This is a genomic window from Sphingobium sp. TomMM15, assembly GCF_055397045.1.
Genome location: NZ_AP027314.1, coordinates 379294 through 402684, shown reverse-complemented (window position 1 = coordinate 402684; position 23391 = coordinate 379294). Strand labels below are relative to the sequence as shown.

General features: G+C 60.7%; 21 protein-coding genes and 1 tRNA gene. 6 read left to right on the top strand and 16 right to left on the bottom strand.

Annotated elements, in window-relative coordinates; genetic code table 11:
* Positions 1-74: 74 nt before the first annotated feature.
* The 4 genes from ACZ51H_RS02180 to thyA all read right to left on the bottom strand — a co-directional run bounded on the left by ACZ51H_RS02180 (position 75) and on the right by thyA (position 5147).
* The gene (locus ACZ51H_RS02180) at positions 75-1574 is read right to left on the bottom strand and encodes a dihydrolipoamide acetyltransferase family protein (RefSeq protein WP_464802309.1); all 1500 of its coding nucleotides are present in this window, start codon (positions 1572-1574) and stop codon (positions 75-77) included.
* 3 nt (positions 1575-1577) lie between these two features.
* The gene (locus ACZ51H_RS02175; RefSeq protein ID WP_464802829.1) at positions 1578-2582 is read right to left on the bottom strand and encodes an alpha-ketoacid dehydrogenase subunit beta; all 1005 of its coding nucleotides are present in this window, start codon (positions 2580-2582) and stop codon (positions 1578-1580) included.
* A 217-nt stretch (positions 2583-2799) separates the two neighbouring features.
* Complete coding sequence (locus ACZ51H_RS02170) at positions 2800-4152, bottom strand: thiamine pyrophosphate-dependent enzyme (protein ID WP_464802308.1); 1353 nt, start codon at positions 4150-4152, stop codon at positions 2800-2802.
* A gap of 104 nt (positions 4153-4256) precedes the next feature.
* Complete coding sequence (gene thyA / locus ACZ51H_RS02165) at positions 4257-5147, bottom strand: thymidylate synthase (protein ID WP_464772575.1); 891 nt, start codon at positions 5145-5147, stop codon at positions 4257-4259.
* A gap of 244 nt (positions 5148-5391) precedes the next feature.
* On the opposite strand from thyA, the gene ACZ51H_RS02160 reads away from it, so the two are divergent.
* Both ACZ51H_RS02160 and ACZ51H_RS02155 read left to right on the top strand, forming a co-directional pair.
* The gene (locus tag ACZ51H_RS02160) at positions 5392-5673 is read left to right on the top strand and encodes a JAB domain-containing protein (RefSeq protein ID WP_464794479.1); all 282 of its coding nucleotides are present in this window, start codon (positions 5392-5394) and stop codon (positions 5671-5673) included.
* A gap of 99 nt (positions 5674-5772) precedes the next feature.
* Positions 5773-5849 (top strand) — tRNA-Pro (locus ACZ51H_RS02155).
* A gap of 148 nt (positions 5850-5997) precedes the next feature.
* Here ACZ51H_RS02155 and purB read toward each other — a convergent pair.
* Positions 5998-7314 carry an adenylosuccinate lyase gene (purB, locus tag ACZ51H_RS02150; protein WP_464802307.1) on the bottom strand — a complete coding sequence of 439 codons (1317 nt, stop codon included), beginning with the start codon at positions 7312-7314 and terminating at the stop codon, positions 5998-6000.
* Positions 7315-7582: 268 nt separating this feature from the next.
* Between purB and ACZ51H_RS02145 the strand changes: the two genes are divergently transcribed.
* Positions 7583-7969 (top strand): EF-hand domain-containing protein, encoded by a 387-nt coding sequence (locus ACZ51H_RS02145; protein ID WP_464794429.1) that lies wholly within the window; start codon positions 7583-7585, stop codon positions 7967-7969.
* Positions 7970-8072: 103 nt separating this feature from the next.
* Here ACZ51H_RS02145 and ACZ51H_RS02140 read toward each other — a convergent pair whose 3' ends face one another.
* Genes ACZ51H_RS02140 through ku form a run of 3 tightly spaced genes read right to left on the bottom strand, consistent with a single transcriptional unit; the run spans position 8073 to position 11683 of the window.
* Positions 8073-8258 carry a hypothetical protein gene (locus tag ACZ51H_RS02140; RefSeq protein ID WP_449471522.1) on the bottom strand — a complete coding sequence of 62 codons (186 nt, stop codon included), beginning with the start codon at positions 8256-8258 and terminating at the stop codon, positions 8073-8075.
* Positions 8259-8317: 59 nt separating this feature from the next.
* On the bottom strand, positions 8318-10813 hold the full coding sequence (gene ligD / locus ACZ51H_RS02135; RefSeq protein ID WP_464802306.1) for a DNA ligase D: 2496 nt from the start codon (positions 10811-10813) through the stop codon (positions 8318-8320).
* 3 nt (positions 10814-10816) lie between these two features.
* Complete coding sequence (gene ku / locus ACZ51H_RS02130) at positions 10817-11683, bottom strand: non-homologous end joining protein Ku (protein WP_464802305.1); 867 nt, start codon at positions 11681-11683, stop codon at positions 10817-10819.
* Positions 11684-11850: 167 nt separating this feature from the next.
* Here ku and ACZ51H_RS02125 point away from each other — a divergent pair, with 167 nt between their 5' ends.
* Together ACZ51H_RS02125 and pyrF are read left to right on the top strand one after the other, a co-directional pair.
* Positions 11851-12186, top strand: coding sequence for a hypothetical protein (locus ACZ51H_RS02125; RefSeq protein ID WP_449471517.1), 336 nt, complete (start codon positions 11851-11853; stop codon positions 12184-12186).
* A complete protein-coding gene (gene pyrF, locus ACZ51H_RS02120; protein ID WP_464802304.1) occupies positions 12183-12857 on the top strand; it encodes an orotidine-5'-phosphate decarboxylase in 675 nt (224 codons plus the stop codon). Before ACZ51H_RS02125 ends, pyrF begins: the two co-directional genes overlap by 4 nt.
* Positions 12858-12905: 48 nt before the next feature.
* Here the strand turns inward: pyrF and ACZ51H_RS02115 are convergent, their stop codons facing one another.
* The 5 genes from ACZ51H_RS02115 to ACZ51H_RS02095 all read right to left on the bottom strand — a co-directional run bounded on the left by ACZ51H_RS02115 (position 12906) and on the right by ACZ51H_RS02095 (position 20780).
* Positions 12906-13559, bottom strand: a complete 654-nt coding sequence (locus ACZ51H_RS02115) for an outer membrane protein (RefSeq protein WP_464802303.1) — start codon at positions 13557-13559, stop codon at positions 12906-12908.
* A 132-nt stretch (positions 13560-13691) separates the two neighbouring features.
* Positions 13692-17789 carry a translocation/assembly module TamB domain-containing protein gene (locus tag ACZ51H_RS02110; protein ID WP_464802302.1) on the bottom strand — a complete coding sequence of 1366 codons (4098 nt, stop codon included), beginning with the start codon at positions 17787-17789 and terminating at the stop codon, positions 13692-13694.
* A 77-nt stretch (positions 17790-17866) separates the two neighbouring features.
* On the bottom strand, positions 17867-19759 hold the full coding sequence (locus tag ACZ51H_RS02105; protein ID WP_464802301.1) for an autotransporter assembly complex protein TamA: 1893 nt from the start codon (positions 19757-19759) through the stop codon (positions 17867-17869).
* A 249-nt stretch (positions 19760-20008) separates the two neighbouring features.
* Positions 20009-20488, bottom strand: coding sequence for a DUF1465 family protein (locus ACZ51H_RS02100; RefSeq protein ID WP_449471512.1), 480 nt, complete (start codon positions 20486-20488; stop codon positions 20009-20011).
* 112 nt (positions 20489-20600) lie between these two features.
* Complete coding sequence (locus tag ACZ51H_RS02095; RefSeq protein ID WP_449471510.1) at positions 20601-20780, bottom strand: YdcH family protein; 180 nt, start codon at positions 20778-20780, stop codon at positions 20601-20603.
* Between the two features lie 189 nt (positions 20781-20969).
* On the opposite strand from ACZ51H_RS02095, the gene ACZ51H_RS02090 reads away from it, so the two are divergent.
* Entirely contained in the window at positions 20970-21125 is a 156-nt protein-coding gene (locus tag ACZ51H_RS02090; RefSeq protein ID WP_196225701.1) for a YdcH family protein, read from the top strand.
* Positions 21126-21262: 137 nt separating this feature from the next.
* Here the strand turns inward: ACZ51H_RS02090 and ACZ51H_RS02085 are convergent, their stop codons facing one another.
* The 3 genes from ACZ51H_RS02085 to ACZ51H_RS02075 all read right to left on the bottom strand — a co-directional run bounded on the left by ACZ51H_RS02085 (position 21263) and on the right by ACZ51H_RS02075 (position 23357).
* On the bottom strand, positions 21263-21625 hold the full coding sequence (locus tag ACZ51H_RS02085) for a PilZ domain-containing protein (protein WP_464794422.1): 363 nt from the start codon (positions 21623-21625) through the stop codon (positions 21263-21265).
* 68 nt (positions 21626-21693) lie between these two features.
* Positions 21694-22158 (bottom strand): RNA polymerase-binding protein DksA, encoded by a 465-nt coding sequence (gene dksA / locus ACZ51H_RS02080; RefSeq protein WP_449471508.1) that lies wholly within the window; start codon positions 22156-22158, stop codon positions 21694-21696.
* Positions 22159-22724: 566 nt separating this feature from the next.
* Positions 22725-23357, bottom strand: coding sequence for a hypothetical protein (locus ACZ51H_RS02075; RefSeq protein ID WP_464802300.1), 633 nt, complete (start codon positions 23355-23357; stop codon positions 22725-22727).
* Positions 23358-23391: the final 34 nt, after the last annotated feature.

The window sequence follows — 23391 nt, the reverse complement described above, 5'->3', positions numbered from 1 at the left end:
TTCGATCGGTTGCTGGCTCGCTTCGCTCGCCCCCACCCCAACCCCTCCCTTGAAAGGGAGGGGCGTATATTCACTCACTCCGCAAACAATAACACCGGCGTCTCCAGCAACCGCTTCACCGCCTGCACAAAACTCGCCGCATCCCATCCATCCACCACACGATGGTCACAACTGATCGACAGGTTCATCAGCTTCGCCGCCACAACCTCCCGCCCACGAAACACCGGCCGCTCGATCACCCGATTTGGGCCAATAATCGCCACCTCCGGCCGATTGATCACCGGCGTCGTCGCTACCCCGCCCAGCGCACCCAACGACGTCAGCGTCAGAGTCGATCCGGAAAGCTCCTCTGCCTTCGCCTTGCCGGACCGCGCGGCCTCTGCCAGCCGCCCGATCTCGCTCGCCAACTGCCAGATATTCCGATCCTGCGCGTCCCGGATCACCGGCACCATCAATCCCGCGTCCGTCTGCGTCGCGATCCCCATATGCACCGCGCCAAAACGGGTCACAACGCCTGCCTCATCATCATAGCGGGCGTTCAGCATCGGAAAGTCCGGCAGCGCACGGCAAATCGCCACGATCAACAGCGGCAACATCGTCAGCTTCGGCCGATCCCCGCGCTCGCCATTCAACTGCGCGCGCATCCGCTCCAGCTCGGTGACGTCGATTTCCTCGACATAGGAAAAGTGCGGAATATGCCGCTTCGACGCGGCCATATTCTCGGCAATCCGGCGGCGCAGGCCGATGACCTTCACCACCTCATCCTCCCGTCGCGCGCGCTGCCCCGCAGGCCGATAGCCCTGCCCAGCGCCGTAAAGGAGGAAAGCGTCGAGGTCCGAATGGCGGATATGATCGCCGGTGGGCTTCACTTGGGCGAGGTCTATCCCGAGTTCCTTGGCGCGAGCACGGACGGCCGGTGAGGCGAGCACCTTCTCCCTCTCCCCTTCCGGGACCGCTGGGAGGCACGGACCGCCCTGCTCCCTCTCCCCTTCAGGGGAGTGGGCTGGGGAGAGGGGGCTGCCCTGCGAACTGGGCATATCCCTCTGATCCCCCACCCCAACCCCTCCCCTGAAGGGGAGGGGCTTTTCAGCTTTTTCTCCCGCGGACGTTTCGCCTAGCTCCCCCTCTCCCAACCCTCTCCCCTGAAGGGGAGAGGGCTTTTCAGCCTTATCCTGCGAAGAGGATCCTTCCCCCGCAGCTTCAACCCGCTCAACCGACGAAACAATCCCATTCACCGACGAACCAGCCACCTCGCGCCTTCCCGCCGTCTCCGCCTCAATCACCTCTTCCGAAGGCATCGGAGCCTCCCCAACGGAAGCGACCTCCCCCTCCCCCTCAACCTCAATCTCCACCAGCATGGCCCCGATCGCGACCTGCTCACCCGCCTCCCCGGCCAACCGCGACACCACCCCCGCGACGGGGCTCTCCATCTCGACCGTAGCCTTGTCAGTCATCATGTCGGCGATAGGCTGGTCTTCCTCCACCCGGTCGCCGACCTTCACATGCCAGCCAACAATCTCCGCCTCGGAAATGCCTTCGCCAATGTCGGGTAGCCTGAACGTGAACAGGGGCATCGCTCAATCCCTCATTATCTTGTTGATCGCTTCCCTGATCCGCACCGGCCCAGGAAAATAGGCCCATTCCAAACTATGCGGATAGGGCGTGTCGAAACCCGTCACTCGTTCGATCGGCGCCTCCAGATGATAGAAGCACCGCTCCTGCACCAGTGCGCTCAACTCCGCGCCAAAGCCGCTGGTCCGCGTCGCCTCATGCACGATCAGGCAGCGGCCGGTCTTCTTCACCGACTGCTCGATCGCTTCGATATCCAGCGGCACCAGCGTCCGCAGATCGATGATCTCGGCATCCACGCCCATCTCCAAGACAGTGCTCTCGATCACATGCTCCATCGTGCCGTAGCAGAGGATGGTCAGCGCCTCGCCTGCCCGCACCGTGCGCGCCTGCCCCAGCGGCACCCGATAATAGCCCTCCGGCACCATCGCCCCGGGATGCCCCGCCCAACTCTTCGCAGGCCGATCATAATGGCCATCGAACGGCCCATTATAGATGCGTTTGGGTTCGAAGAAGATGACCGGATCATTATCCTCGATCGCGGCGATCAGCAGCCCCTTGGCGTCATAGGGGGTCGACGGGATGACAGTCTTGATCCCCGACACATGGGTAAAGATGCCTTCGGGCGACTGACTATGCGTCTGCCCCCCGAAAATCCCCCCGCCAAAGGGCGACCGCACCGTCATCGGCGCGATAAACTCCCCCGCCGACCGATAACGCAGCCGTGCGGCCTCGCTCACCAACTGGTCGAGCGCGGGGTAGATATAGTCGGCAAACTGGATTTCCGGCACCGGCCGCAACCCATAGGCGCCCATGCCCACCGCAACACCGATGATCCCGGTCTCGGTGATCGGCGTATCGAACACTCGGTTCTTGCCAAATTTCTTCTGCAACCCCGCCGTCGCCCGGAAAACGCCACCGAAATAGCCGACATCCTCCCCCATCACGACGACAGTGGGATCACGCTCCATCATCACGTCGAGAGCGCTATTGATCGCCTGGATCATACTCATCTGGCGGGTGTCAGTCATTCCCCTCGCCCTCTTTGGGGGAGAGGGTTGCGAAGACTTGGCAGCTTGCCGCCTAGTCGAAGCTGGGAGACGGGGAGAGCGACGCAGCCCCCTCTCCAACCTCCGCTAGCTGGCAAGCCAGCAAGCTCCGTTATCTCGGCCAGAGTCACGTGCCTCTGGCCGACCCCTGAAGGGGCGAGGAAAAAGGAACCACCCCCCCTCACAACCCAGCCGCCTTCGCTTCATCCAGCATCTGCCGCTGCTGCTCCCGCAGATGCCAGGGCATCTCCTCGAACACATCCTCGAACATGCTCTCCATCGGCTGATGGAGTCCATGCCCCAAAATCCCGTTCTTCTCCGCTTCCTTCGCAGCCTCACGCACCTGCTCGGCCAGTTCCTTGTCCATCGCCGCCTGCCGTTCCTCGTCCCAGATGCCGATCGCGATGCAATGCTGCTTCAACCGCGCAATCGGGTCGCCCAGCGGCCAGTGACTCCCCTCGTCCGCAGACCGATAGGCGCTTGGATCATCGGACGTGCTGTGCCCCTCGGTCCGGTAAGTGAAATGCTCAATCAGCGTCGGCCCATGATTGGCCCGCGCCCGATCCGCTGCCCAGCGTGTCGCGGCATAGACCGCCAACGCGTCATTGCCGTCGATCCGCAGCCCCGCAATGCCATAGCCGATCGCCCGCGCCGCGAAGGTCGTCGCCTCCGCGCCCGCAAAGCCGGAAAAGCTGCTGATTGCCCACTGGTTGTTGACGACGTTGAGGATGACCGGCGCGCGATACACGCTGGCAAAAGTGCAGGCGGAATGAAAATCCCCCTCCGCCGTCGATCCTTCCCCGCACCATGTCGCCGCGATCCGCGTGTCACCGCGCGCCGCGCTCGCCATGGCCCAGCCCACCGCCTGCGGATATTGGGTGGCAAGGTTGCCGGATATCGAGAAGAACCCCGCTTCCCGCGCTGAATACATGATCGGCAGCTGCCGCCCTTTCAGCCGGTCGCCCTTGTTCGAATAAATCTGGTTCATCATATCGACCAGCGGCCAGCCGCGCGCGATCAATATCCCCTGCTGGCGGTAGCTGGGAAAGCACATGTCATCGCTCGCCAGCGCCGCCGCCGCGCCGATCGACACCGCCTCCTCTCCAGTCGACTTCATGTAAAAACTGGTCTTGCCCTGCCGCTGCGCGCGGAACATGCGGCCATCGAAAGCGCGGGTCAGCGCCATACCGCGCAGCATGCGGAGCAGCATCTCGGGTGGCAGCTTCGGGTCCCACGGCCCCACCGCGCGCCCTTCCTCATCCAGCACGCGGACAAGGTCATAGGCCATTTCCCGCATCGTACCCGCGTCCGCGGCCTCATCGGGCCTGCGCGAGGTTCCGGCGGGGGGAATGTCGAAATGACTGAAATCTGCTTCATCGCCTGGCCGAAATTGAGGTTCCGGCACATGCAACCGCAATGGCGGCAGGTTCCGGCCGTCCGCCGAAAGCTGCTCTCCGCCGCGATCGCCGCCGTCGCCTGTTTGGCCGCCTTTAGCGACCGGCCTCTCAGCGCCCGAACCTTCCCGGTCGCCCATCCTGCCTCCTACTCGCATTTGCAATATTATTGCTTATCGCAATTATAATATTACAACGCTCGCAAAAAGCAAGAGTTCCGTTTCTCGCTATTTCCTTCTTGGTTTCAAACCGCCACCGGCGCCGCAATGTGACTCTGCGGCGCATAATCCACCACTTCGAAATCCTCGATCCGATAATCGAAAATGCTTTCCGGCCGCCTCTTTATCTTCAGCTTCGGGGCACCTTCCGGCGTCCGGCCGATCTGCTCCTCAACCAGTGCGGCATGGTTCAGGTAAAGATGCACGTCACCACCGTGCCAAACGACTTCCCCCGGCTCCAGATCGCATTGCTGCGCCAACATCCGCGTGATCATCGACAGCCCGAAGATGTTGAACGCAAATCCAAGGCCAAGGTCACAACTGCGCTGGAACAGCAGCCCGTTGAGCCGCCCATTCGACACCTGGAACTGATAGGTCATATGACAAGGCGGCAGAGCCATCTGCGCCACTTCCGCAACATTCCACCCGGTAAAAAGCAAGCGCCGCGACCCCGGGTTATTCCTGATCCCCTCGACCAGTTCAGCAATCTGGTTATGCCCCTTCTCCGCCCGCCGGAACAGCCCGTCACCAACCGCTTCATAGCGCGGCCAGTTCACCCACTGCGCCCCATAGACCGGCCCCAGATCGCCCCACCGTCCCGCAAAGGCCGCATCCTCGATAATCCGCGCTTCAAAATCGTCCCGGCTAATGTCCTCGCCTGTAGCCTTGCGATAGGCATCCAGCGGCCAGTCCGTCCAGATATGCACCCCTTGACGCACAAGCTCACGGATATTGGTATCGCCCGTCAGGAACCACAGCATCTCCCGCGCCGCCACTTTCCAGTAAACGCGCTTGGTCGTCAGCAACGGCACCGCATCATCAGCCAGCGAAAAACGCATGCTCGCGCCCAGCAGAGATCGCGTGCCCACTCCGGTTCGGTCGATCCGCTCGTCCCCCTCCGTCCAGATACGGCGCATCAGGTCCAGATATTGCTGTTCGTAATGCGCTTCGGCCGGGGTGACGGTACTGGTCAACGGGGGTTCTTTCCTGCTGCGACGATTCCAAACTCGCCGCCCCCGCTTTAGCCGAGCGAACAGCCGCTAGCCAATCTTGCTTTCGCTTCGGATCATTCTACCCGCCTTCCCCTCCACAGTGGAGACAGTTGGCAGTGATCACTGATCGGCCCGGCCGCATCCTGTCGTAATGACTATAACCGCAAGCATGCAATTCCTGGTCCTCGACGATGATTGGCGCCCCGTGCACCGCGTGGATAGCAATGAAGATTGGCGTTGTATCGTGCAGGAACTGTTGCTGCGCGGTAGCCACTGGCTGGCAATCGAACAGCATCGCCCCGACCAATGCTCCCCCTATCCATGTTGGAGCGACATTCGCCTGTCACGAACCATTGCTCGCCGCTTCCGGCCCATGGAGGTCAAGCTTGCCGATCATATAATCCGGGGCACCGCGAACCAGTTCAGCTTTCGCGCGGCAGGCCTATTATGACCATGTCAAAAAAAGCACCCCCAGCCGCTTGCCAGCCCGAAAAGCCCCCTCTATAGACCCCGCCTGCCCAGCGGCGTTGCAAGCAATGCCGCTATCGGTCGGGGAGTAGCTCAGCCTGGTAGAGCACTGTCTTCGGGAGGCAGGGGCCGGAGGTTCGAATCCTCTCTCCCCGACCAATTTCTTTTCATATCAAAAGCCACAGAGGCGTCAGCCGCGCAACATGTGCTGCTGCCGACCGCCCGTAGTTTTTTGCTGCATCCCGACAGCACATAAAAAAGGGCGCGTTCCCGCGCCCTTTTTATCATATGAGCTTTTAAAGGCCTATCAGGCCTCTCCAAACACTCGGCGGAAGATGGTGTCCACCTGTTTGAAGTGATAGCCGAGGTCGAATTTCTCTTCGATCTGATCAGCGGTAAGGGCTGCGGACACGTCCGGATCGGCCTTCAGCAGTTCCAGAAGCGAAAGCTGGCCATCCGATTCCCAGACCTTCATCGCGTTGCGCTGGACATAGCGATAGCTGTCCTCGCGCGAAACGCCCGCCTGCGTCAGCGCCAGCAACACCCGCTGCGAATGAACAAGACCGCCCATCTTATCGAGATTCTTCATCATGCGCTCGGGATAGACGAGCAGCTTGTCGATGACGCCGGTCATACGGCCCAGAGCAAAGTCGAGCGTGATGGTAGCGTCAGGACCGATATAGCGTTCAACCGACGAATGGCTGATGTCGCGCTCATGCCACAGGGCTACATTTTCCATCGCGGGCAGCGCATAGCTGCGCACCATGCGCGCAAGGCCCGTCAGATTCTCAGTCAGAACCGGATTGCGCTTGTGCGGCATTGCCGAACTGCCCTTCTGGCCGGGGGAGAAATACTCCTCCGCCTCCAGCACTTCGGTGCGTTGCAGATGCCGGACCTCGACGGCCAGCCGTTCTATCGAGCTTGCGATAACGCCCAGGGTGGCAAAGAACATGGCGTGGCGATCACGGGGAATGACTTGGGTCGAAACGGGTTCGACCGCCAGGCCCAGCTTGGCCGCGACATGTTCTTCGACACGCGGATCGATATTCGCGAACGTGCCCACCGCGCCGGAAACAGCACAGGTCGCAATTTCCTCACGCGCCGCGACGAGGCGGGTCCGGCACCGGCTGAACTCGGCATAGGCCTCGGCCATCTTGAGACCGAAAGTGACCGGCTCGGCATGAATACCGTGACTGCGCCCGATCGTCGGCGTCAATTTATGTTCAAACGCGCGGCGCTTGATGACGTCGAGCAGCTGATCCAGATCCTCGATCAGGATGTCGGCCGCGCGGGAAAGCTGCACAGCAAGACAGGTGTCCAGCACGTCGGAAGAGGTCATGCCTTGATGCATGAAGCGCGCTTCGTCGCCGACCTGTTCAGCAACCCAGGTCAGGAAGGCGATGACGTCATGCTTGGTGACGGCCTCGATGGCGTCGATCGCTGGCACATCTATGGTCGGGTTGGTCGCCCACCAGTCCCACAGCGCCTTAGCAGCTGATTTGGGCACCACGCCCAATTCACCGAGCGCTTCGGTGGCGTGCGCCTCGATCTCGAACCAAATGCGAAATCGAGCCTCGGGCTCCCAGAGAGCTGTCATTTTCGGGCGGGCGTAGCGCGGGACCATCGAACGAATCCTGATTGCTGATAAAAGTTCGCGCGCCGCCTAGCAGTCCAGCCATTCAAGGGCAAATCGCGCCCTCATTTGGGTTCGCGCGTCTGTACCAGCAACTTTTTACCCCGAATATCGCAGCGTTCAAGGACGGGATGAGCCGGTTTCGCAGGCGAATTGCCGACTCTGAATGGATATTCAGGAAACACAGTCGTCACTCATGTATTCATGGGTCAAGCTATCGAGCAACTGACCTGCTCGACCGCTGCCGAGGGAGAAAGTGATGTTACGCGGCCTTATATTGTCTGTTGCGCTGACTGCCGCCGTTCCGGCCATCGGACAGGTTGGCTCTGTGCCCGGTAGCCCACAGGCAGGTGCGAGCACATCTCCTCAAAGCCCGGCGGCGACACCGGCCGATACCGTCGCATCCATCGTCGATAGCGAATTCCCGGCCTATGATGCCAATGGAGACGGTCAACTCGACAAAGCCGAGTTTTCACGCTGGATGGTTGCGCTCAAGGATCAGGAGATGAAAAGCAGCGGTGAAAAACTATCCGCCGCTGACGTCACAACTTGGGCTGATGGCGCATTCAAGACAGCTGATGCGGACAAAAGCACATCAGTGAGCAAGCCCGAACTCATCACCTATCTGAGCCGCGGCGCCGCTTAATCACCGCGCCACTATTATCGAAGCTGACAAGAACCCGGTCTATGGGTCACAGCATGAGGCGGCGTGGAGCGAAGGCCATGCCGCCTCCCTTTTAGCCAATCAATCAGCCGCGTTTTTTATTCGTATACAGAAGCGCTGCAACGATGGCGGCCGATCCTATGCCGACTGCGGTGCCCATCCATACGCCTCGGCCCGCTGTCTTTCGTGCAGCCGTTGCCAGATCGGGCTTTGCTTCTGTTGCCTGTTCGGGGGCGCCTGCATCGGGCGCGTCTTTGTCGGACTTGGTCATGGTGAATCGGCTTATGCAACAAGGTCGCGCCAGAGAAAAGATAGCTGTCAGATATCAGTTCAATAATCGGGCAGCGTCTGCCGCGCTTCTCCCCATCCCCGCATCTCTCGTGATGCCGCGCGGGTGATCAATTCATCCACGTCCGCGATAGTGAAAGCCCCCGGCCGATCAATATCCTCCAGTTCGTTCCAGTTGACGGGCACCGCCACCGGAGCATTCTCGCGCGCCCTGACGACATAGGGAAGCACCGCCGTAGCCCCCCGCTGATTGCGCAGCCAATCGATGAAAATCCGGCCCTTCCTCTTGGCCTTGCTCATCGTTGCCGTGAAACGATCGGGTTCGGCGGCGGCAAGTGCCCTCGCGAAGCGGTCTGCGAAATCCTTGACCTGCGGCCATTCGGCTTCGGGCGTAAGCGGGACAACCACATGCACGCCCTTCCCACCGGATAACATGGGAAAGCTGGTGAGCCCTATGTCCTCAAGCGTGCGGCGAATGTCGCGGGCGGCCTTCTTCACATCCTCAAAGTCGAGACCTTCGTCCGGATCGAGGTCAAAGATCAGCCGGTCAGGCTTTTCGACATCCTCCACCCGGGAACCCCAGCCATGGAATTCAATCGTACCCATTTGAACGCAAGCTATTAGCCCATCAATATCGTCCACATAAAGATAGTCCTGCTCATCACCGTCCTTCTCGCGAATGGGGACGTGCTTCACATGGTCACCAAAACTGCCGCTGTCATGCTTTTGGAAAAAGCATTTCTTCGCCCTTCCCTGTGGGCAGCGCACCAGGCTGATCGGGCGATGCGCAATCCAGGGCAGCATGATCGCCCCGGCTGCTTCATAATAGTCAGCCAACTGCCCCTTGGTCACCTTCGCCTCCGGAAAGATCAGCCGGTCACGATTTGAGACATGAACGTCGCTTTCCTGTTCGGGCACAGCCATCACCTTCTCCCGAGCTACTTCGCCCGCCTTCTTGTCTTCGCGAAGCCCAAGGAAACTGCCGTGGCGCACGACATTGTCGCTGGTAAACTCGGCGAAGGCGATTTCAGCCACCAGGTCAGGGCACACCCATTTGGCACCCCGAGTTTCGCTGCGTGGTACGTTCAAGGCAGGGGATTGGCGGGCTAGTGCTTTCAGTTGGCGAAGCAGTCGATCACTGTTCCGCGCATTGAAACCAGTGCCGACCTTGCCCGCGTAGACGAGTCCTTGATCATCATTCTGCGCTAGAAGGATGTTACGGATCGCTCGCCCACTTGCGGAACTGGGAGTCCATCCGACAACCACAAATTCCTGTCGGCGGGTGCATTTGACCTTGAGCCAGTTCTTCGTTCGGGCGCCCCGATAAGGCGCATCGGCCCGCTTACAGATTATGCCTTCCTGTCCAGCCTCGCACATCGTCCGGAACAGCTTTTCGCCAGCGCCGATAATATGATCAGAAAAATGCACATGTGCGCTCCCCTGACCTAGTAGTGCCGCTAGCTCTTCCTTACGGGCGATGTTGGGCTGCCATGTCAGATCCTCTCCTTCCAGTGAAAGAAGATCGAAGGCGAAGAGGTGGAGGGCGCCTTTACCCTCGCCCTTCAACACCTGCTGCAATGTGGAAAAGTCCGGATTTCCGTCCGCCCCCAGTGCGACGACTTCTCCATCAATCAGCATGGGCGGAAGGTTCATGCCGCTAATTTCCTTCGCCAGTGGCGCGAAGCGGTCAGTCCAGTCGAGGCCCGTGCGCGTGAACAGCTGAACGCGGCTGCCGGAAACACTGACCAAGGTGCGATAACCGTCATATTTGATTTCATGCAGCCAACCATTGCCCGTGGGGACAGCATCGACCAGCGTAGCGAGCTGTGGCGCCTGAAATGGCGGTACTTTTTCCTGTCGGCGGCGCTTGGCGGAAGGCTGAACCGGCGTCGCCCTCTTCGCTTGGTCCATGGCGGCATCGAAAGCCTTTCCGCGCTTACCCTTTAACGAGATGGCTGGCGCGTTGGCGGCAATCTCGCCCATGGTCCTGCCGCTCGTGATGCTGGTCAGTTCACGCCCGACCAGATCCTCGGCGGGGCCAGCATAGGCATCGTCGATCTTGCGGAGGAGCCAATTCTCCCTCTTCCCGTCGCCGGGCCGGGGTTTCAGGCGGATCAGAAGCCACTCTCCCTTCATCCGCTGGCCGTGAAGAATGAAGTGAAGATGTCCTTTCTCCAGATCCTTCGCGCTTTTTCCGGGGACCGGTTCCCAACTGCCTTCATCCCACAGCATCACGGTGCCGCCGCCATATTCCCCCTTTGGGATCGTGCCCTCAAAGCTCGCATAGGATAGCGGATGATCTTCCGTGCGAACGGCAAGGCGCTTGTCGGCGGGATCGAGGCTAGGGCCGCGTGTCACCGCCCAGCTTTTCAGGACACCATCCACTTCCAGCCGGAAATCATAATGTAGACGCGTGGCATCATGCTTCTGCACGATGAAGCTGTTGCCGCTCGTGCGCGTCCGTTTGCCCGCCGGTTCCTTCGTTCGGGTGAAATCGCGCTTGCGATTATATTCCTTGAGGGGGTCGGCTTCGGCCATATGTCATGCCCGCTTGCGCGTGACAGCCTTGTTGCTGGCGGTGCGCCGCGCGGCCGGTTTCTTGGCGGGCGCGCGTTTCGCCCCGGTATCGACGGATTTCTTCAGCGCCGCCATCAAATCGATCACGTTGCCGCTGCGCTTGACCGGAGCCTCATCCTCGTCCTCGATGACGCGACGGCCCTTGGCCTTCTTCTTCTTTTCGATCAGCCGCTCAAGCGCATCGACATAACGGTCGTGGAAGCTGTCGGGTTTGAAAGGCGCAGTCTTCTTTTCGATGAGCGCTTCGGCAAGGTCGAGCAGTTCCGGATCGGGCTTCACATCCTCAATTTCGCGGAAGTAGGACTGGGCACGATTGACCTCATCGGCATAGCGAAGCGTCTCCAGCACCATACCCCGCCCGCAAGGCTTTAGCGAAACGATATATTCCCGGCCGCGCATGGCGAGTTGGCCCAATCCAACCTTCTTCGCGCGCCGCAATGCCTCGCGCAGGACGATAAACGCTTCTTCGGCAAGATCATCTGCAGGCACGACATAATAGGGCCGCTCATAATAGAGGACGTCGATCTCGTCAGCGTCCACAAATTGCGTCAGTTCGAGCGTTTTCTTGCTGTCCAGCTTGACCGCATCAATCTCCTCGGGCTGAAGCAGGACATAGTCGCCCTTGCTGACTTCATAGCCCTTCACAATGTCCTCGGGCTTGACCGGACCAAGGCCGGGAACGGTCTTTTCGTAGCGCACGCGCTTGCCGCTGGGTTCGTGAATCTGATGGAAGGCTATCTGGGCGCCTGATTTGGTGGCCGCATAGATTTCGACGGGAATGGCCACGAGGGCCAGCCTGATTTGTCCCTGCCAATATGCGCGCGCCGCCATGTCCTGAACCTCCTTGCCGCAAGGAAAATGCGCAGGCGGGCACAAGGGTTCCGGCATGCAGTGGGGCGACTTTCTGTCCTCCCAACACCAGCAAATCCGACGAGGCGCTTCCGAACTACGCCGAAATGGCCTAAGCTGGTTCGATTATCAGCTAGAGGACATGCCGAATGCAATTCCTGCGGACTGCCTTCTGGGTTGTCTTGGCCGTCGCGATTGCCCTGTTCTGCAAGGCGAACAACCGGCCTACCGAAATCAAGATATGGGGCGACATCGTGTGGGAGACGCGTATCTGGTTTCCCATACTCATCGCCTTTCTGGTGGGCGCCGTTCCCTTCTGGATCATGGCCCGCACCACGCGTTGGCGGATGAAGAGGAAGCTGGAAAGCACGGAGCGGGCGCTGATCGCGGCAACCGCCACGGCTGCTCCCACCTTACCGCCTGCCAGCATCGCCGACGACCTTTCCATTTCTTCTCCTTCCCTACCCGCTACAGGAACAGCATGAGCAGCCCCATTTACGTCGCCATTGATACGCCCGACCTCACCAAAGCCCAGGATCTGGCCCGGCGTGTGCGCGGACATGTAGGCGGGTTGAAACTGGGGCTCGAATTCTTCTGCGCACATGGCCACCACGGCGTGCGGGAAATGATGAAATTCGATCTGCCGATCTTCCTCGACCTGAAGCTGCACGATATCCCGAATACGGTCGCGAAGGCGGTTCAGGCGCTCCATGGCCTCGAACCAGCGATCCTCACCGTGCATGCGGCGGGCGGGCGCGCCATGTTGGAGGATGCAAAAGCAGCGGCGGGCGTCAATACAAAGGTCGTCGCGGTAACCGTGCTCACCAGCCTGGATAATAGCGACCTTGTGGATATAGGGGTGGGCGGCAAGGCTGAAGATCAGGTGACACGGCTTGCCGACCTGGCGCAGAGTGCTGGACTGGACGGCATCGTCTGTTCCGGGGAAGAAGTCGCGCTAGCCAAACGTGCCTGGCCCGATGGCTTTTTCGTTGTGCCTGGCGTCCGGCCACAAGGCGGCGCCCTGGGTGATCAGAAGCGCGCGGTCACACCTCGGGAAGCACTGGATCGGGGCGCATCGATCCTTGTCGTGGGACGGCCGATCAGCCTCGCGGAAAATCCTGATATGGCCGCACGGGAAATCGAAGCGACTTTATAGAGGGAAAGGCGTGATGGGAGGATCCGCAAAGCCGATCCCCCCGTCCCGTCAGAAGCGCCAGCCTACGCTGGCCACGACCTGATGACGATCGGTATCGATGTCGAATTCGCTGCTCGTCGCGCCATTCATGAAATCGATGTGTGCGCTGTCATATTTTGAGTAGCGATACTCCAGCTTTCCAAACATATTCTGGTTGAAGGCGCGTTCAACGCCGCCACCGATCCTCCAGCCGTCGAGCTTGAAGGCGGTATCGGTTGTTTCGTCGGTGTCGCCTGCAAGCACGTTCAGCTTGGTGTTGGTGTAGCCACCCTTCACATAGACAAGGGTGTTGGGGCTGGCGAGGATGCCAGCCCGGGCGCCGACGTATAGGTCACGGCCCTGGCTGACACGGCCGAAACCGAACTGGCTGGTGAAGGGGTTTCTGCTGCTCTTGGCGGTCGAATCCGTGAATTCGCCCTCGACACCTACGACAGCGCTGCCGAGATTGACATCGTAGCCTGCGCCTACGCCATATAGCAGCCCTTCGATCGACTGATCATCTCTGCTATTGTCATTGTCCACGCTGCTACCTGCGCCGGTATGATCATAGCCCAAAATGGCTTCGACCCTTGGACCGGTGAAAGTGGCGCCGGCATCCTGTGCCAGTGCGGGAGAGGCGACGGCCGATCCAGCCAGCAGGGTTGCGACCATTATTTTCCGCATAGGATACTCCATTGTCACTCACCTCCTTGAGGAGGAAGTGGTGGAAGTCCCACGGCAGGCAATGGTTTCATGAACCTGAGATAAACAGCTGAAATTGTGGTATTTCGGCAACGAACAGGAACGCAGGCAAGGTCAGTAATCTTTGGATATGCGGACGTTTGCGCTTTCCCGACCGAGAGTGGAAATCGACGCCAGCAGAGAAAGCCAACGGGTGATCTGATATTCCATGCGCGTCGCGGAATAGCCTTGGCCATCGGTTATGAGTTCAACATAGGTCTTGCGCGTCAGATATTTTCCGGCCGCAACTGAGGTTCCCTGCCCCTGCGTAGGATCGGCGGCGATGATGCGCAGCCGATCAAGTCCGGCAGCCTTGCGCACTGCGTTGATCGGATCAAGCCCTCCGCCACCCTGGAGCGATCCGACGGCCGAGGCGAGTTGCAACGCCTCGGGCGCGGAAAGATTGGTTATCGATGTGCCGAACAATATGCGGGAAAGCAGTTCGTCCTGCGGCAGGGCGGGCACGCTGGTGAAGCTGATGTCGGGCCTGAGACCTGTACCACCCACATGGATCATCGCGGTGAGGTCGTTGACGTTGGCTTCCGCATCGATGTCGAGCGTGGGATTCGTTGGCGTGCGACCATCAAACTGAATCTTGCCTTCACGGAGTTCGAAACGACGCCCGGCGAATGTGTAACCTCCACGAACGAGCTCTGCCGTTCCGGAGATTGCAGGACTGGTCACGGTGCCAGCGATATCCAGATTGGCACGCCACTCACTATCAAGGCCCAAACCTGTGACCGTCAGGCGATTACGCGCCCGCGTCTTGATGGCAAGAGCCCACGGCCGATTTGTGCGGGGCCGTTCGATCTCTTCACCGTTACGGTTGACCTCTGTGACGCGAAGCTCCGGAATCTGGGCGATTGCGGCTGCACGGCCCAAGGTGAAACGGCTGCGATTGAGCAGCAGGTCGCCACCAATGGTTCCGTTGACGCCGTCCGAACGCAAGGTGATCGGGCCGGTGACCGTAGCGGCTATGTCGTCGCGGTCCAGCAGGGCAGCGTCATCTGCCTGCAAACGCAAGTCCATGCCGACCCCGGCAATTCCGGCGAAGGTGAAGCTGCCCGTCCCGCTGACCGTTCCGCCATTCTTGGCATTGGCGGTGAAACTCGACATGACCAGTTGCGCGCCGGAAAATCGTCCACGCGCCTTCACATTATGCAGCCGCATACCGGTCACCGCACTGTTGATCACGGCCGTGTCAGTCGCGAGCGCGCCGGAAATCACCGGATTACCAAGCGTACCGCGCGCGTCAGCGGAGACACTCACGGGGCCGGAGATGTCGATTATCTCCACCCCGGTCAGGCGCCAGAGCGTATCCGCAGTCCCTCGAAATCGCAGCTGACCGAATAGAGGCGCCCGGTTCAGCCGCTCGATCAGGCTTCCTTGCGTACCAAGCGGCGTCAGCAAGATCTGCGCCCGCCCAATAGTCTGGCCATTGGCGGCGAATAACATGCGCGAAGCAAGCCGGTCATTGGTGAGAACCGCGTTCACCCCGGCATCGACGGGCCGGGAACTAAGCGATAATCCCGAACGCGACAGGCCGCGCACGCGTAGTTCCGCCTTCCCGGTGGGCATGCCGCCCCGGCTATGCACATAGCTGAGCGATCCCGTGGCGGTGCCGCCCAGACCCAGATTATCATAAGCAATATCCAGCAGGGAAAGCGGCAGCTTCTGCACGCGACCTTCGATGCGCGTCGTCTGGCCGCTTAGCTCTCCACCCAATTGCAGGGAGCCGCCAGCATAGCTGATGGTCGCCGGGGACAATCGCCAACCGTCAGCACTGCGGGTCAAAAGCGCAGGCCGCGTCAGCCGGATCGCTCGCTTGTCCACCGTACCTCGCGCTGCAATGCGGATGCGATCGGGTTCGACCTGCGCTTCACCTTGCAAGTCGAAAAGACGGCCGCGCTGGCCCGAAAGGCTGGCCTTCACCGTTCCGCGACCGCCGGTCAGATCAGCATTGGCCGCCAGTCTGCCGATCAGGATGCCCCCTACCCGCAAGCCTCTGGCCTGCGTCACGGCATTGATCGACGTCCCGGCGGGATCGAGCAGAACCGTCGCATCCAGCTTGCCGCGACGCACCGCGATTGCCGTGGGACCATCAAAGCTGGCGTCCGTGGCGTCGAGCTTCAGGACCAGTTGCTGAATGTCATTCACGGGGACAAAGCCGATGCTTCCATTGACGGGGCCAGCGACATTCAGCTGCCCTTCAAGGCCGCCGGTCACAGGACGCAGATCACCGCTGGCGGTTATTCCTGACACGGCGAGCTTCGCCACCCTCACCACCGCCTGAGCGCCGCGCGGCAACAGGATTTGGCCCTCGCCATTGAAGGCGCCCAGCGTCGATCCGCCTAGAGCTGTGAATTGATACCCGGCGTCGTCCGGGACCAGATGCACACGCATGTCGGCGACGCCCAATGCGTCAAGGGGTCGCTGAAGCAACAGGTCGATCGTCGGCTGCTCAATCCTGCCGTCAAGCGTCAGGCGTACCGGCCCATATCGCTTGTGCGTGCCGCTGCCTTCAAAATGGAAACTTCGGTCGGGCCGACGATATCCATCAGCCGAAAGACTGAGCAGCGGCGCTTCAAGGCGCAGCCCCGTGAACATCAGGCGTTTGTCGGCGCCAAGCGAAAGATTGCTCTTCACCACCGGCAGGCCACCGCCCAACCCCCGCAGGAAACTATTATCCAACCGGCGCATGCGCGCCATTGCCGTGCCGCTGAGGCTGAACGCGCCGCTTTTTCCCGGCACTGCCCGCAGCTTGGACGTGAGATCCACGATACCGAGACCAGGAATGGCCAGGCCGCGTATCTGTCCATCCAGACCGAAATCATAACGACCGGTCCTGAGATCGGCGAGCATGACCAGCTTGCCGCTGAGCTTTTCCGACCGGATCGGCATGGGATTGGTAAGGAGTTGCTGTCCCTTGATCTGCAACACGCCATCCAGCACGAAATTGCGGATGATGCCTTCGACAAGGTCGCCCTGCCCCTCCAGCCGCCGCGCACGCAGGTGCAAGGGGATCAGCAACGGCCCATTGCCGACCTTGCGTCCTTTACCCTCTGCGCGCACATCGCTGATCACGGTACGGTCGAACACAAGCTGTCTGGCTCTCAGCAAATATTCGTAGCCGACGCTGGAAAAGGCGCCATCCAGCCGCACCCGCGCGGTGACGTCGCGTCCCCGCATCGACTTGAGCAAGGCTTGGGGCCGCGCAACCTTCACATCGATCAGCAGATTATCAAATGCGGAGTTACGCAGATCGAGGGCGCCATCAGCACTCAGCGCGATGGCTTCCGAACGCAGGGACAGTTTGCCGTCCAGCACGCGGTCCTTCAGCTCTCCGTGCGCTTCCAGCGAAAGGCGCGGCGAAGCTAGACGCTGTACCAGCCCTTTTCCTGCTATGGCCGATGCTTCGACCGATCCGGTCGCGGAATAGGTGCCACTGCGGGCTGCAAGCGCCAAGTCGATCGCAGGATCACTGTCCAGCGTACCAGCCAGCCTGCCGTCCCAGCGTGTCCAGCTGCCCTCCCCCCGAATCCGCAGGTTGCCGTCCTGCCGCAACCCCACCATGGTCGCCAGGACGCCGCCAGCGGGCGCATTGACGGTTACATCCAGGTCGAACTGATCGTCATCCGGGCGACTGTCGAGCGCGAGGTTGATCGCATCCTCCTGCCCCAGAACCCGCGCGGAAAGGTCGATGACTGCTCTTCGGTCACGTATGTCGGCGTCACCGGAAATCGTCGCCTGCTGCACACGTCCGCTGATATTTTTGGCTATGACCAGTCGGCCTACCGAAAACTGCATCAAGCGGATGTCAAAGCCGGGAAGGATAGGCCCCTTCTGCTTGCTAGGGTTAAGGCGTGGCAGCTTGTGCAGCGTCGCCACAGGAATGTTCAGCCGGTCGATGTCCAGACGGTTTGAAAGCCACGCCAGCGGCCACCAATCCAGTTCTATGCGCGGAGCCGTTAGAAAGGCGCCTTTGGGATCGGACAGCGTCACGCCATGAAGGATGGCGCGGCGGTAAATGCTGCCTTCGATCCTATCGACATGGATACGTAGGCCGGACGGCGGGCTGATCTTTTCAACACGCGCAACCAGGAAGCGGTGCCCGGCCGACGTATCGAGCCACACCAGCGCCGCCGCCGCCGCAACCAGGAGAAGGGCAAGCATGCCCACTATCCACCGCTGCCATCGCCCATCCCAGGCCCGATGACGCCGCTGCGGCCGCTGCACCTCACCCTCGGCCATCAGAAGGCCTGCCCGAGAGAAACATATACGGCAACCCGCGGATCACCCTTCTGCGGGTTCAATGGCGTGCCGACGTCGATCCGGATCGGGCCGAAGCTGCTATAGTAGCGCAGCCCCATGCCCGCGCCGATGCGCATGTCTTTAAAACGTGGCAGGAAGCTGGTGGAGATATTGCCTGCATCCACAAATGGCACGACACCGAAGTTCCCGAAACGAACGCGGGTTTCCAGTGAAAATTCAGCAAGGCTTTTGCCGCCGATCGGATCATTGTTCGCGTCGCGCGGACCGATGTCCTGATAGCCATAGCCCCTGACCGAAGCGCCGCCACCGGCATAGAAGCGCCGCGACGGCGCGATCTGATCGACCGTGGAGCCCAGGATCGTGCCAAAGCGGGCGCGTGCTGCCACCACGATCCGGTCATTCACCGGCTGATAAACGCTGCCGTCCAACTGCACGCGGGAATAGCCGAAGGTCCTGTTCTGGAAGGACAGTTCGGGACTGAAACGACCGCCCAGCCGGAAGCCCCGGCTCGGGTTCAAAAGGTCGTCGCTGCCATCATAAGTGAGGCTGAGCGGCACCGCGCCGATCAGGAAGGTTCGTCTGTTGCCGCCGCTGAAAGCATCCTTTTCATCCGACGCGATGAACTCCGTCCCAACCCGCCAGACCCATTTTTTCTGAAACAATATGTTCGTTTGTCGTTCCAGCGCCCCCGAAAGGGTAATCGTACGCGCGTCATAGGCATCCCGCTTGATATTGCTGATCGACACGAGCCCGGTCAGCACATGATCACGCTCCCGGAAATTGTTGCGCCGGTAGGTGAAGGACGCGGTTTGTTCCTGCGTTCCAAGCACCCCGCGCAATGTGACGGCGCCTTCTGGCGGAAACAGGTTGCGGTGCTGCCAGCTTACGGCGGCGCGATAGCCTTCGCCGGTGCCATAGCCCAACTCGCCAGCAATGGTCCGCAGTGGCGCGGGCCGGACATCGACGGCCAGATCGACATGCTTCCCGTCACCAGCATCCTTGGGTGTCAGCGTGACCGACGATACCAGACCGGTGGCAACGATCGCGCTTCGCAGGTCCTCGACATCCGACGCCTTGTAAGGATCGTCACGCTCGAAGCGGGCGATGCTCTCAACATGGCGAGCGTTGAACAGCTTGTTGTCCTTAAGGATGACCGATCCGAACGTGCGGTAGGCACCCGGCGTCACGATGATATCCAGATCGCCGTTGCGTTCTTCATGGTCGATCCGCACCTCCGGCTCGCCAACCTGTGCGAACGGGAAGCCATTTTCACTCATGGCAAGCGAAAGAGAAGCCTGCCCCGCCAGAATCGCGTCGGCATCGATGGGATCGCCCGCATGGAGAGGGAAAGCTTCACGCAGCGTCGTCTGCTGTTCGCCCGCTTCGGCCAAGCCCTGGAGATCGACCGAGGAAAGCAGATAGCGCGTCCCCGGCACTATCTCGAACCGCACGGCCAGCCTGCCTTCCTTTTCAGGCAAAATGGAAATGGCGCTACGAACGCGGGCCGCATAATAGCCCTTCGCACGCAGCAGCCGGTCTAGCAGCTCGCTATCTTCCTTGATCCGTCGGTTTATCTGCGCGAGATTTGCGGGCTTCCCTTCTCCTTCACGCAACACGGATAATTGTTTGAAGCGGCTGTCGAACTGCGTGTCCGCTATCCCGTCCAAACCGTTAAGCTGAACGGAATAACGCTTTTCCTCACCCGAATCCGCCAAGGCCGCAGCTTCATCAGGCAAATCGACATCGGAATCCTGAAGCGCGGGGCTTGTGGCATCATCAGCAAGGTCGGGCGTATCGGCCGGATCGGGAGGTAGGGAGGCAACCGCGTCGGGCTGCCCCAGGTCAGGCCATGTCACGCCCAGGTCAGGCATGGGGTCCAGGGGAAGCTCCTGGTCAACCACATCCGCCGGCGGTTCCACAATTTGCGCATGCACGGCGGGAGCCGCCAAAAGCAGAGGCAGGATCAAAAGCCGGGAGGCTTGCGACATGGCTGATACGCGGCGAAAAGTCCGCAAGCCCGTGTTCATATCAACGGTCTAGCCCATTTGGGAAAGGAAGCGCCAGCCCGTACGATGATCCTCCGCACGAAGAAGCGACGAAACGCCTTTCACAAGCCGACCTCAGAAGGCGGTGTTCAGGCGATCCATCAAGGCGCGAGCGGGGCTGCTGTCCACACGGCCGTGCGGACGAGCCATATGATCCATCCTGTCTTGCAGGCGCGCGACGCGCCCGTACAGTTCCTGACTGGCCTCGATCAAGGCGCGGGCCGCGAAGGGAAAAGCTGCCGCAATATCCGGGTCAGTTTCCGTCGCGCGACCCAGCCGGTATTTCTCGTCCATCAGGTCGGCATCTGACAACTCGCCCCGCTGCCACGCCCGCTGGCTCAATAGCCAGGCGATGATGTGCATGAGCCGGGTCGTCACCTTGAGGGATTCGCAGGCGAACGAGACGCGGCGGAGGGGGTCTTCGATCTCGGCTTCCGTCATATCGCGGCGGTCGAAATAGGCGCGCGCCTCATCGGCCATAACCATGGCTTCAAGATAGAGGCCATCGACAAGACGTCGATGCAAGCCACGGTCCAAAGTGACAGCAGGAGACATAGGCCGAATCACTGACATAAAAGCGGCTGCTTGTCAGTCCCGATGCAGGCATCTGGGGGCAGATTGTATCATTCAGGGTCGTTGTTAACCAACAATCGCCACGCAGGGGGGGTCAGGCGATGATGTCCGGCACCAACGCATCCTCCAAAAGCGCGATCTCGTCGCGGAGTCGGAGCTTGCGTTTCTTGAGGCGGGCGATCTGCATCTGGTCGCGCCCTCCCGCGTCCACGAGCGCCTCGATGGCGCCGTCAAGATCACGATGTTCGATTCGCAGCAGTTCCAGCCGTCGCATGATGTCTTCCCGGCTCACCCACTACCCACTTTCTCGGCCATGTTGCGGACAGGCTCCTGATAACTCCCCGGACACTATCGGACCATCGCAAATTTGCACGCGCCCCATCGCAAAGCGCCGATTCCGGAAAGACAGGCGGGGCGAATCATGATCTACTCGTTCGTCCATCACCCTCATCAGGAGAATGTCATGGAAAACAGCCACGTTTCAGCTCTTTCAGCCAAACATGCCGGGCTTGAGGCACGGATCAAGGCAGAGACGAGTCGGCCGATGCCCGACGCGATCCTGGTTGCCTCGCTCAAGAAGCAGAAGTTGCGGGTGAAAGAGGAAATGTCGCGAAATTGACCCGGCATTAAGATTGAGGGCACGGGGCCGCGGCGAAACGCGGCTCCGCCCTTACTTCCCGGACAATCGGGATTGACGCGGCGCTGGGAGGCGGCGCGTTTTTTCGTGAAGGAAATGGCGAGAAGAACGCGTTTTGGTCAGCGGCCTATCTGGTGGAGGCGCAGATAAGAGGGGGCGCGGTGAGCGGCTCCGGAGGCTATGGGTTTGCGGGCGAGCTGGGGATCGATCTCATGATCGAATGCAATACCGATCTTGCCATCCTTGGCCCAGACGACCCGGCCGCTGACCCGCCCGACTCCGCGCAGTTCAAGGACGATCGCGGCATCGGCAGGCACCGGCCGTTCGCAGTCGGCCATGAGGCCGGTAGCCGACAGGTTGCGCACGCGGGCACGGCCGAGGGGCGTGCCTTCGCTGCAAGTCAGGTTGGTAAGCAGGAACAGGCTGTCCCGCGGGCCTGACCGAGCAGGTCCCCGTTCCGCCATTTCCTGATCGCTATCCATGCCCAATCCCTTGCAATGACCCGTTTATTTGGCGGGACATTGCCAGCGACCAGTGGATAAAGCGTTAATCAATCGTCTCTCGATACCTTTTCCTGCCGCTCATGACGCTCCTGCGCCTCGACAGTCATGGTCGCGATCGGGCGGGCTTCGAGGCGGCCGAGCGAAATAGGTTCGCCCGTCACTTCGCAATAGCCATATTCGCCATCGTCGATGCGGCGGAGCGCGGCGTCGATCTTGGAAATGAGCTTGCGCTGGCGGTCGCGGGTGCGCAGTTCGATCGACCAGTCCGTCTCGCTCGACGCGCGGTCGTTGAGATCGGGTTCGCGCAAGGGTTCATTTTGCAGCACGGCCAGCGTGCCTTCCGCCTCCGTCAGGATCTGCTTTTTCCAGTCCCAGAGCCGCTGGCGGAAATATTCAAGCTGGAGGGGATTCATGAACTCTTCGTCGGGCGAAGGACGATAGTCGGGGGGAAGTGTAACAGCCGATTTCGGCGGATTATGGCCGTCTTTATCGGAATTCAGGACCGATGCCATCTGGCTCTCCGACTCGAGGGCTCCGGTTCAAAAGGTCCGGTAGCCCGTGACTTATGATTGACGGCGCCTAATAACGAGCAGCGCGGGGCGACACAAGCGCGCATTCAAGAGAGCGAGCCGGGCGGCGAGAATTTGCAACGGCTGACAGTGCCACGTCCCGACGATTTGCGCGCGCGATCGACGGCATCGACCACAAAGAATAACTCAAGCCCCGCCGTTAACTCCCTTTGTATCAAAACGAGACGTTAACCATGAAGATTGGCGCTGTTCTATATTCGCCACCAACTTATAGCCTATATTCAAGGTTAATGGCGTTGAAGTTTAGCGGTTATCTTGTCTTGTTACAGGGCAGGAAACAGCTTCCGGGTCTCAGAAGGTAACTGACGCGGCCAGAAGCTTGAAGACGAACAAGAGTGGATAGCTATGTCGGTACGGATGGCACTGGCCAAATTATGCGCCTGCACATGCGGTGGCGCGATCATCGGCGGCGGCGCCGTCCATGTTGCCGAGAGCGCCCGGCCAGCCGGGGTCCACAGCAACAAGAGCGTGAAGGCCGCGCCCAAGCGCTATGCCGTGCGGACTGTAAAGCGCAAGGTGGTGAAGACCATGTCCTGCGCGCCGCAGACCGTGTCGGTGACGACGCATGCGGCGCCCATCCCCCTGCCCGCGCCGCTGGCTGCCGCTGAAATGCCGATCATGTCGGGCGGTGGCGGCGTTCCTGTGGTGATGGCGGGCGGCGGCGGCTTTGGCGGCGGCGGGTTCATCGGCGGCTTCTTCGGCGGCAGCGGTGGTGGCAGCAGCGGCGGCTCGGTGGTCATCTCATCGACCAGCAGCTCCACCGGCGGCATCAGCAGCTCGACCAGCTCCACGACGGGCGGCGTTTCGACTTCGACCGGCGGGGTATCGACCTCCACGGGCGGCGTGTCCACGTCCAGCGGGAATGTCTCTACCTCCAGCGGCAACGTGACGAGCAGCTCGTCATCATCGACGTCCAGCTCAACCTCCTCTTCCACATCGTCCAGCACGTCCTCGTCCAGTTCGACGTCATCGAGCACTTCCTCGTCCACGTCGTCGAGCAGCTCGGGCGGTTCCACCAGCAGCGGGGGGCATGACGTGCCCGCGCCGCCGATGGTCCTGCTGTTCGGCGCGGGAGCGGTGGCGCTGATGGCGCGGCGGCGTTTTGCCGAGCGCAAGGCCAAGGTGGCTTGAAGGCTTTAGGGCTGGGATTTGGCC

What these genes read in the sequence shown, in the direction of transcription:
- ACZ51H_RS02180 (WP_464802309.1), bottom strand. Translation starts at nt 1,574, where the DNA reads ATGCCCCTGTTCACGTTCAGGCTACCCGACATTGGCGAAGGCATTTCC.
- ACZ51H_RS02175 (WP_464802829.1), bottom strand. Translation starts at nt 2,582, where the DNA reads ATGAGTATGATCCAGGCGATCAATAGCGCTCTCGACGTGATGATGGAG.
- ACZ51H_RS02170 (WP_464802308.1), bottom strand. Translation starts at nt 4,152, where the DNA reads ATGGGCGACCGGGAAGGTTCGGGCGCTGAGAGGCCGGTCGCTAAAGGC.
- thyA (WP_464772575.1), bottom strand. Translation starts at nt 5,147, where the DNA reads ATGCGCCGTATCTGGACGGAGGGGGACGAGCGGATCGACCGAACCGGA.
- ACZ51H_RS02160 (WP_464794479.1), top strand. Translation starts at nt 5,392, where the DNA reads ATGCAATTCCTGGTCCTCGACGATGATTGGCGCCCCGTGCACCGCGTG.
- purB (WP_464802307.1), bottom strand. Translation starts at nt 7,314, where the DNA reads ATGGTCCCGCGCTACGCCCGCCCGAAAATGACAGCTCTCTGGGAGCCC.
- ACZ51H_RS02145 (WP_464794429.1), top strand. Translation starts at nt 7,583, where the DNA reads ATGTTACGCGGCCTTATATTGTCTGTTGCGCTGACTGCCGCCGTTCCG.
- ACZ51H_RS02140 (WP_449471522.1), bottom strand. Translation starts at nt 8,258, where the DNA reads ATGACCAAGTCCGACAAAGACGCGCCCGATGCAGGCGCCCCCGAACAG.
- ligD (WP_464802306.1), bottom strand. Translation starts at nt 10,813, where the DNA reads ATGGCCGAAGCCGACCCCCTCAAGGAATATAATCGCAAGCGCGATTTC.
- ku (WP_464802305.1), bottom strand. Translation starts at nt 11,683, where the DNA reads ATGGCGGCGCGCGCATATTGGCAGGGACAAATCAGGCTGGCCCTCGTG.
- ACZ51H_RS02125 (WP_449471517.1), top strand. Translation starts at nt 11,851, where the DNA reads ATGCAATTCCTGCGGACTGCCTTCTGGGTTGTCTTGGCCGTCGCGATT.
- pyrF (WP_464802304.1), top strand. Translation starts at nt 12,183, where the DNA reads ATGAGCAGCCCCATTTACGTCGCCATTGATACGCCCGACCTCACCAAA.
- ACZ51H_RS02115 (WP_464802303.1), bottom strand. Translation starts at nt 13,559, where the DNA reads ATGCGGAAAATAATGGTCGCAACCCTGCTGGCTGGATCGGCCGTCGCC.
- ACZ51H_RS02110 (WP_464802302.1), bottom strand. Translation starts at nt 17,789, where the DNA reads ATGCTTGCCCTTCTCCTGGTTGCGGCGGCGGCGGCGCTGGTGTGGCTC.
- ACZ51H_RS02105 (WP_464802301.1), bottom strand. Translation starts at nt 19,759, where the DNA reads ATGCCTGACCTGGGCGTGACATGGCCTGACCTGGGGCAGCCCGACGCG.
- ACZ51H_RS02100 (WP_449471512.1), bottom strand. Translation starts at nt 20,488, where the DNA reads ATGTCTCCTGCTGTCACTTTGGACCGTGGCTTGCATCGACGTCTTGTC.
- ACZ51H_RS02095 (WP_449471510.1), bottom strand. Translation starts at nt 20,780, where the DNA reads ATGCGACGGCTGGAACTGCTGCGAATCGAACATCGTGATCTTGACGGC.
- ACZ51H_RS02090 (WP_196225701.1), top strand. Translation starts at nt 20,970, where the DNA reads ATGGAAAACAGCCACGTTTCAGCTCTTTCAGCCAAACATGCCGGGCTT.
- ACZ51H_RS02085 (WP_464794422.1), bottom strand. Translation starts at nt 21,625, where the DNA reads ATGGATAGCGATCAGGAAATGGCGGAACGGGGACCTGCTCGGTCAGGC.
- dksA (WP_449471508.1), bottom strand. Translation starts at nt 22,158, where the DNA reads ATGGCATCGGTCCTGAATTCCGATAAAGACGGCCATAATCCGCCGAAA.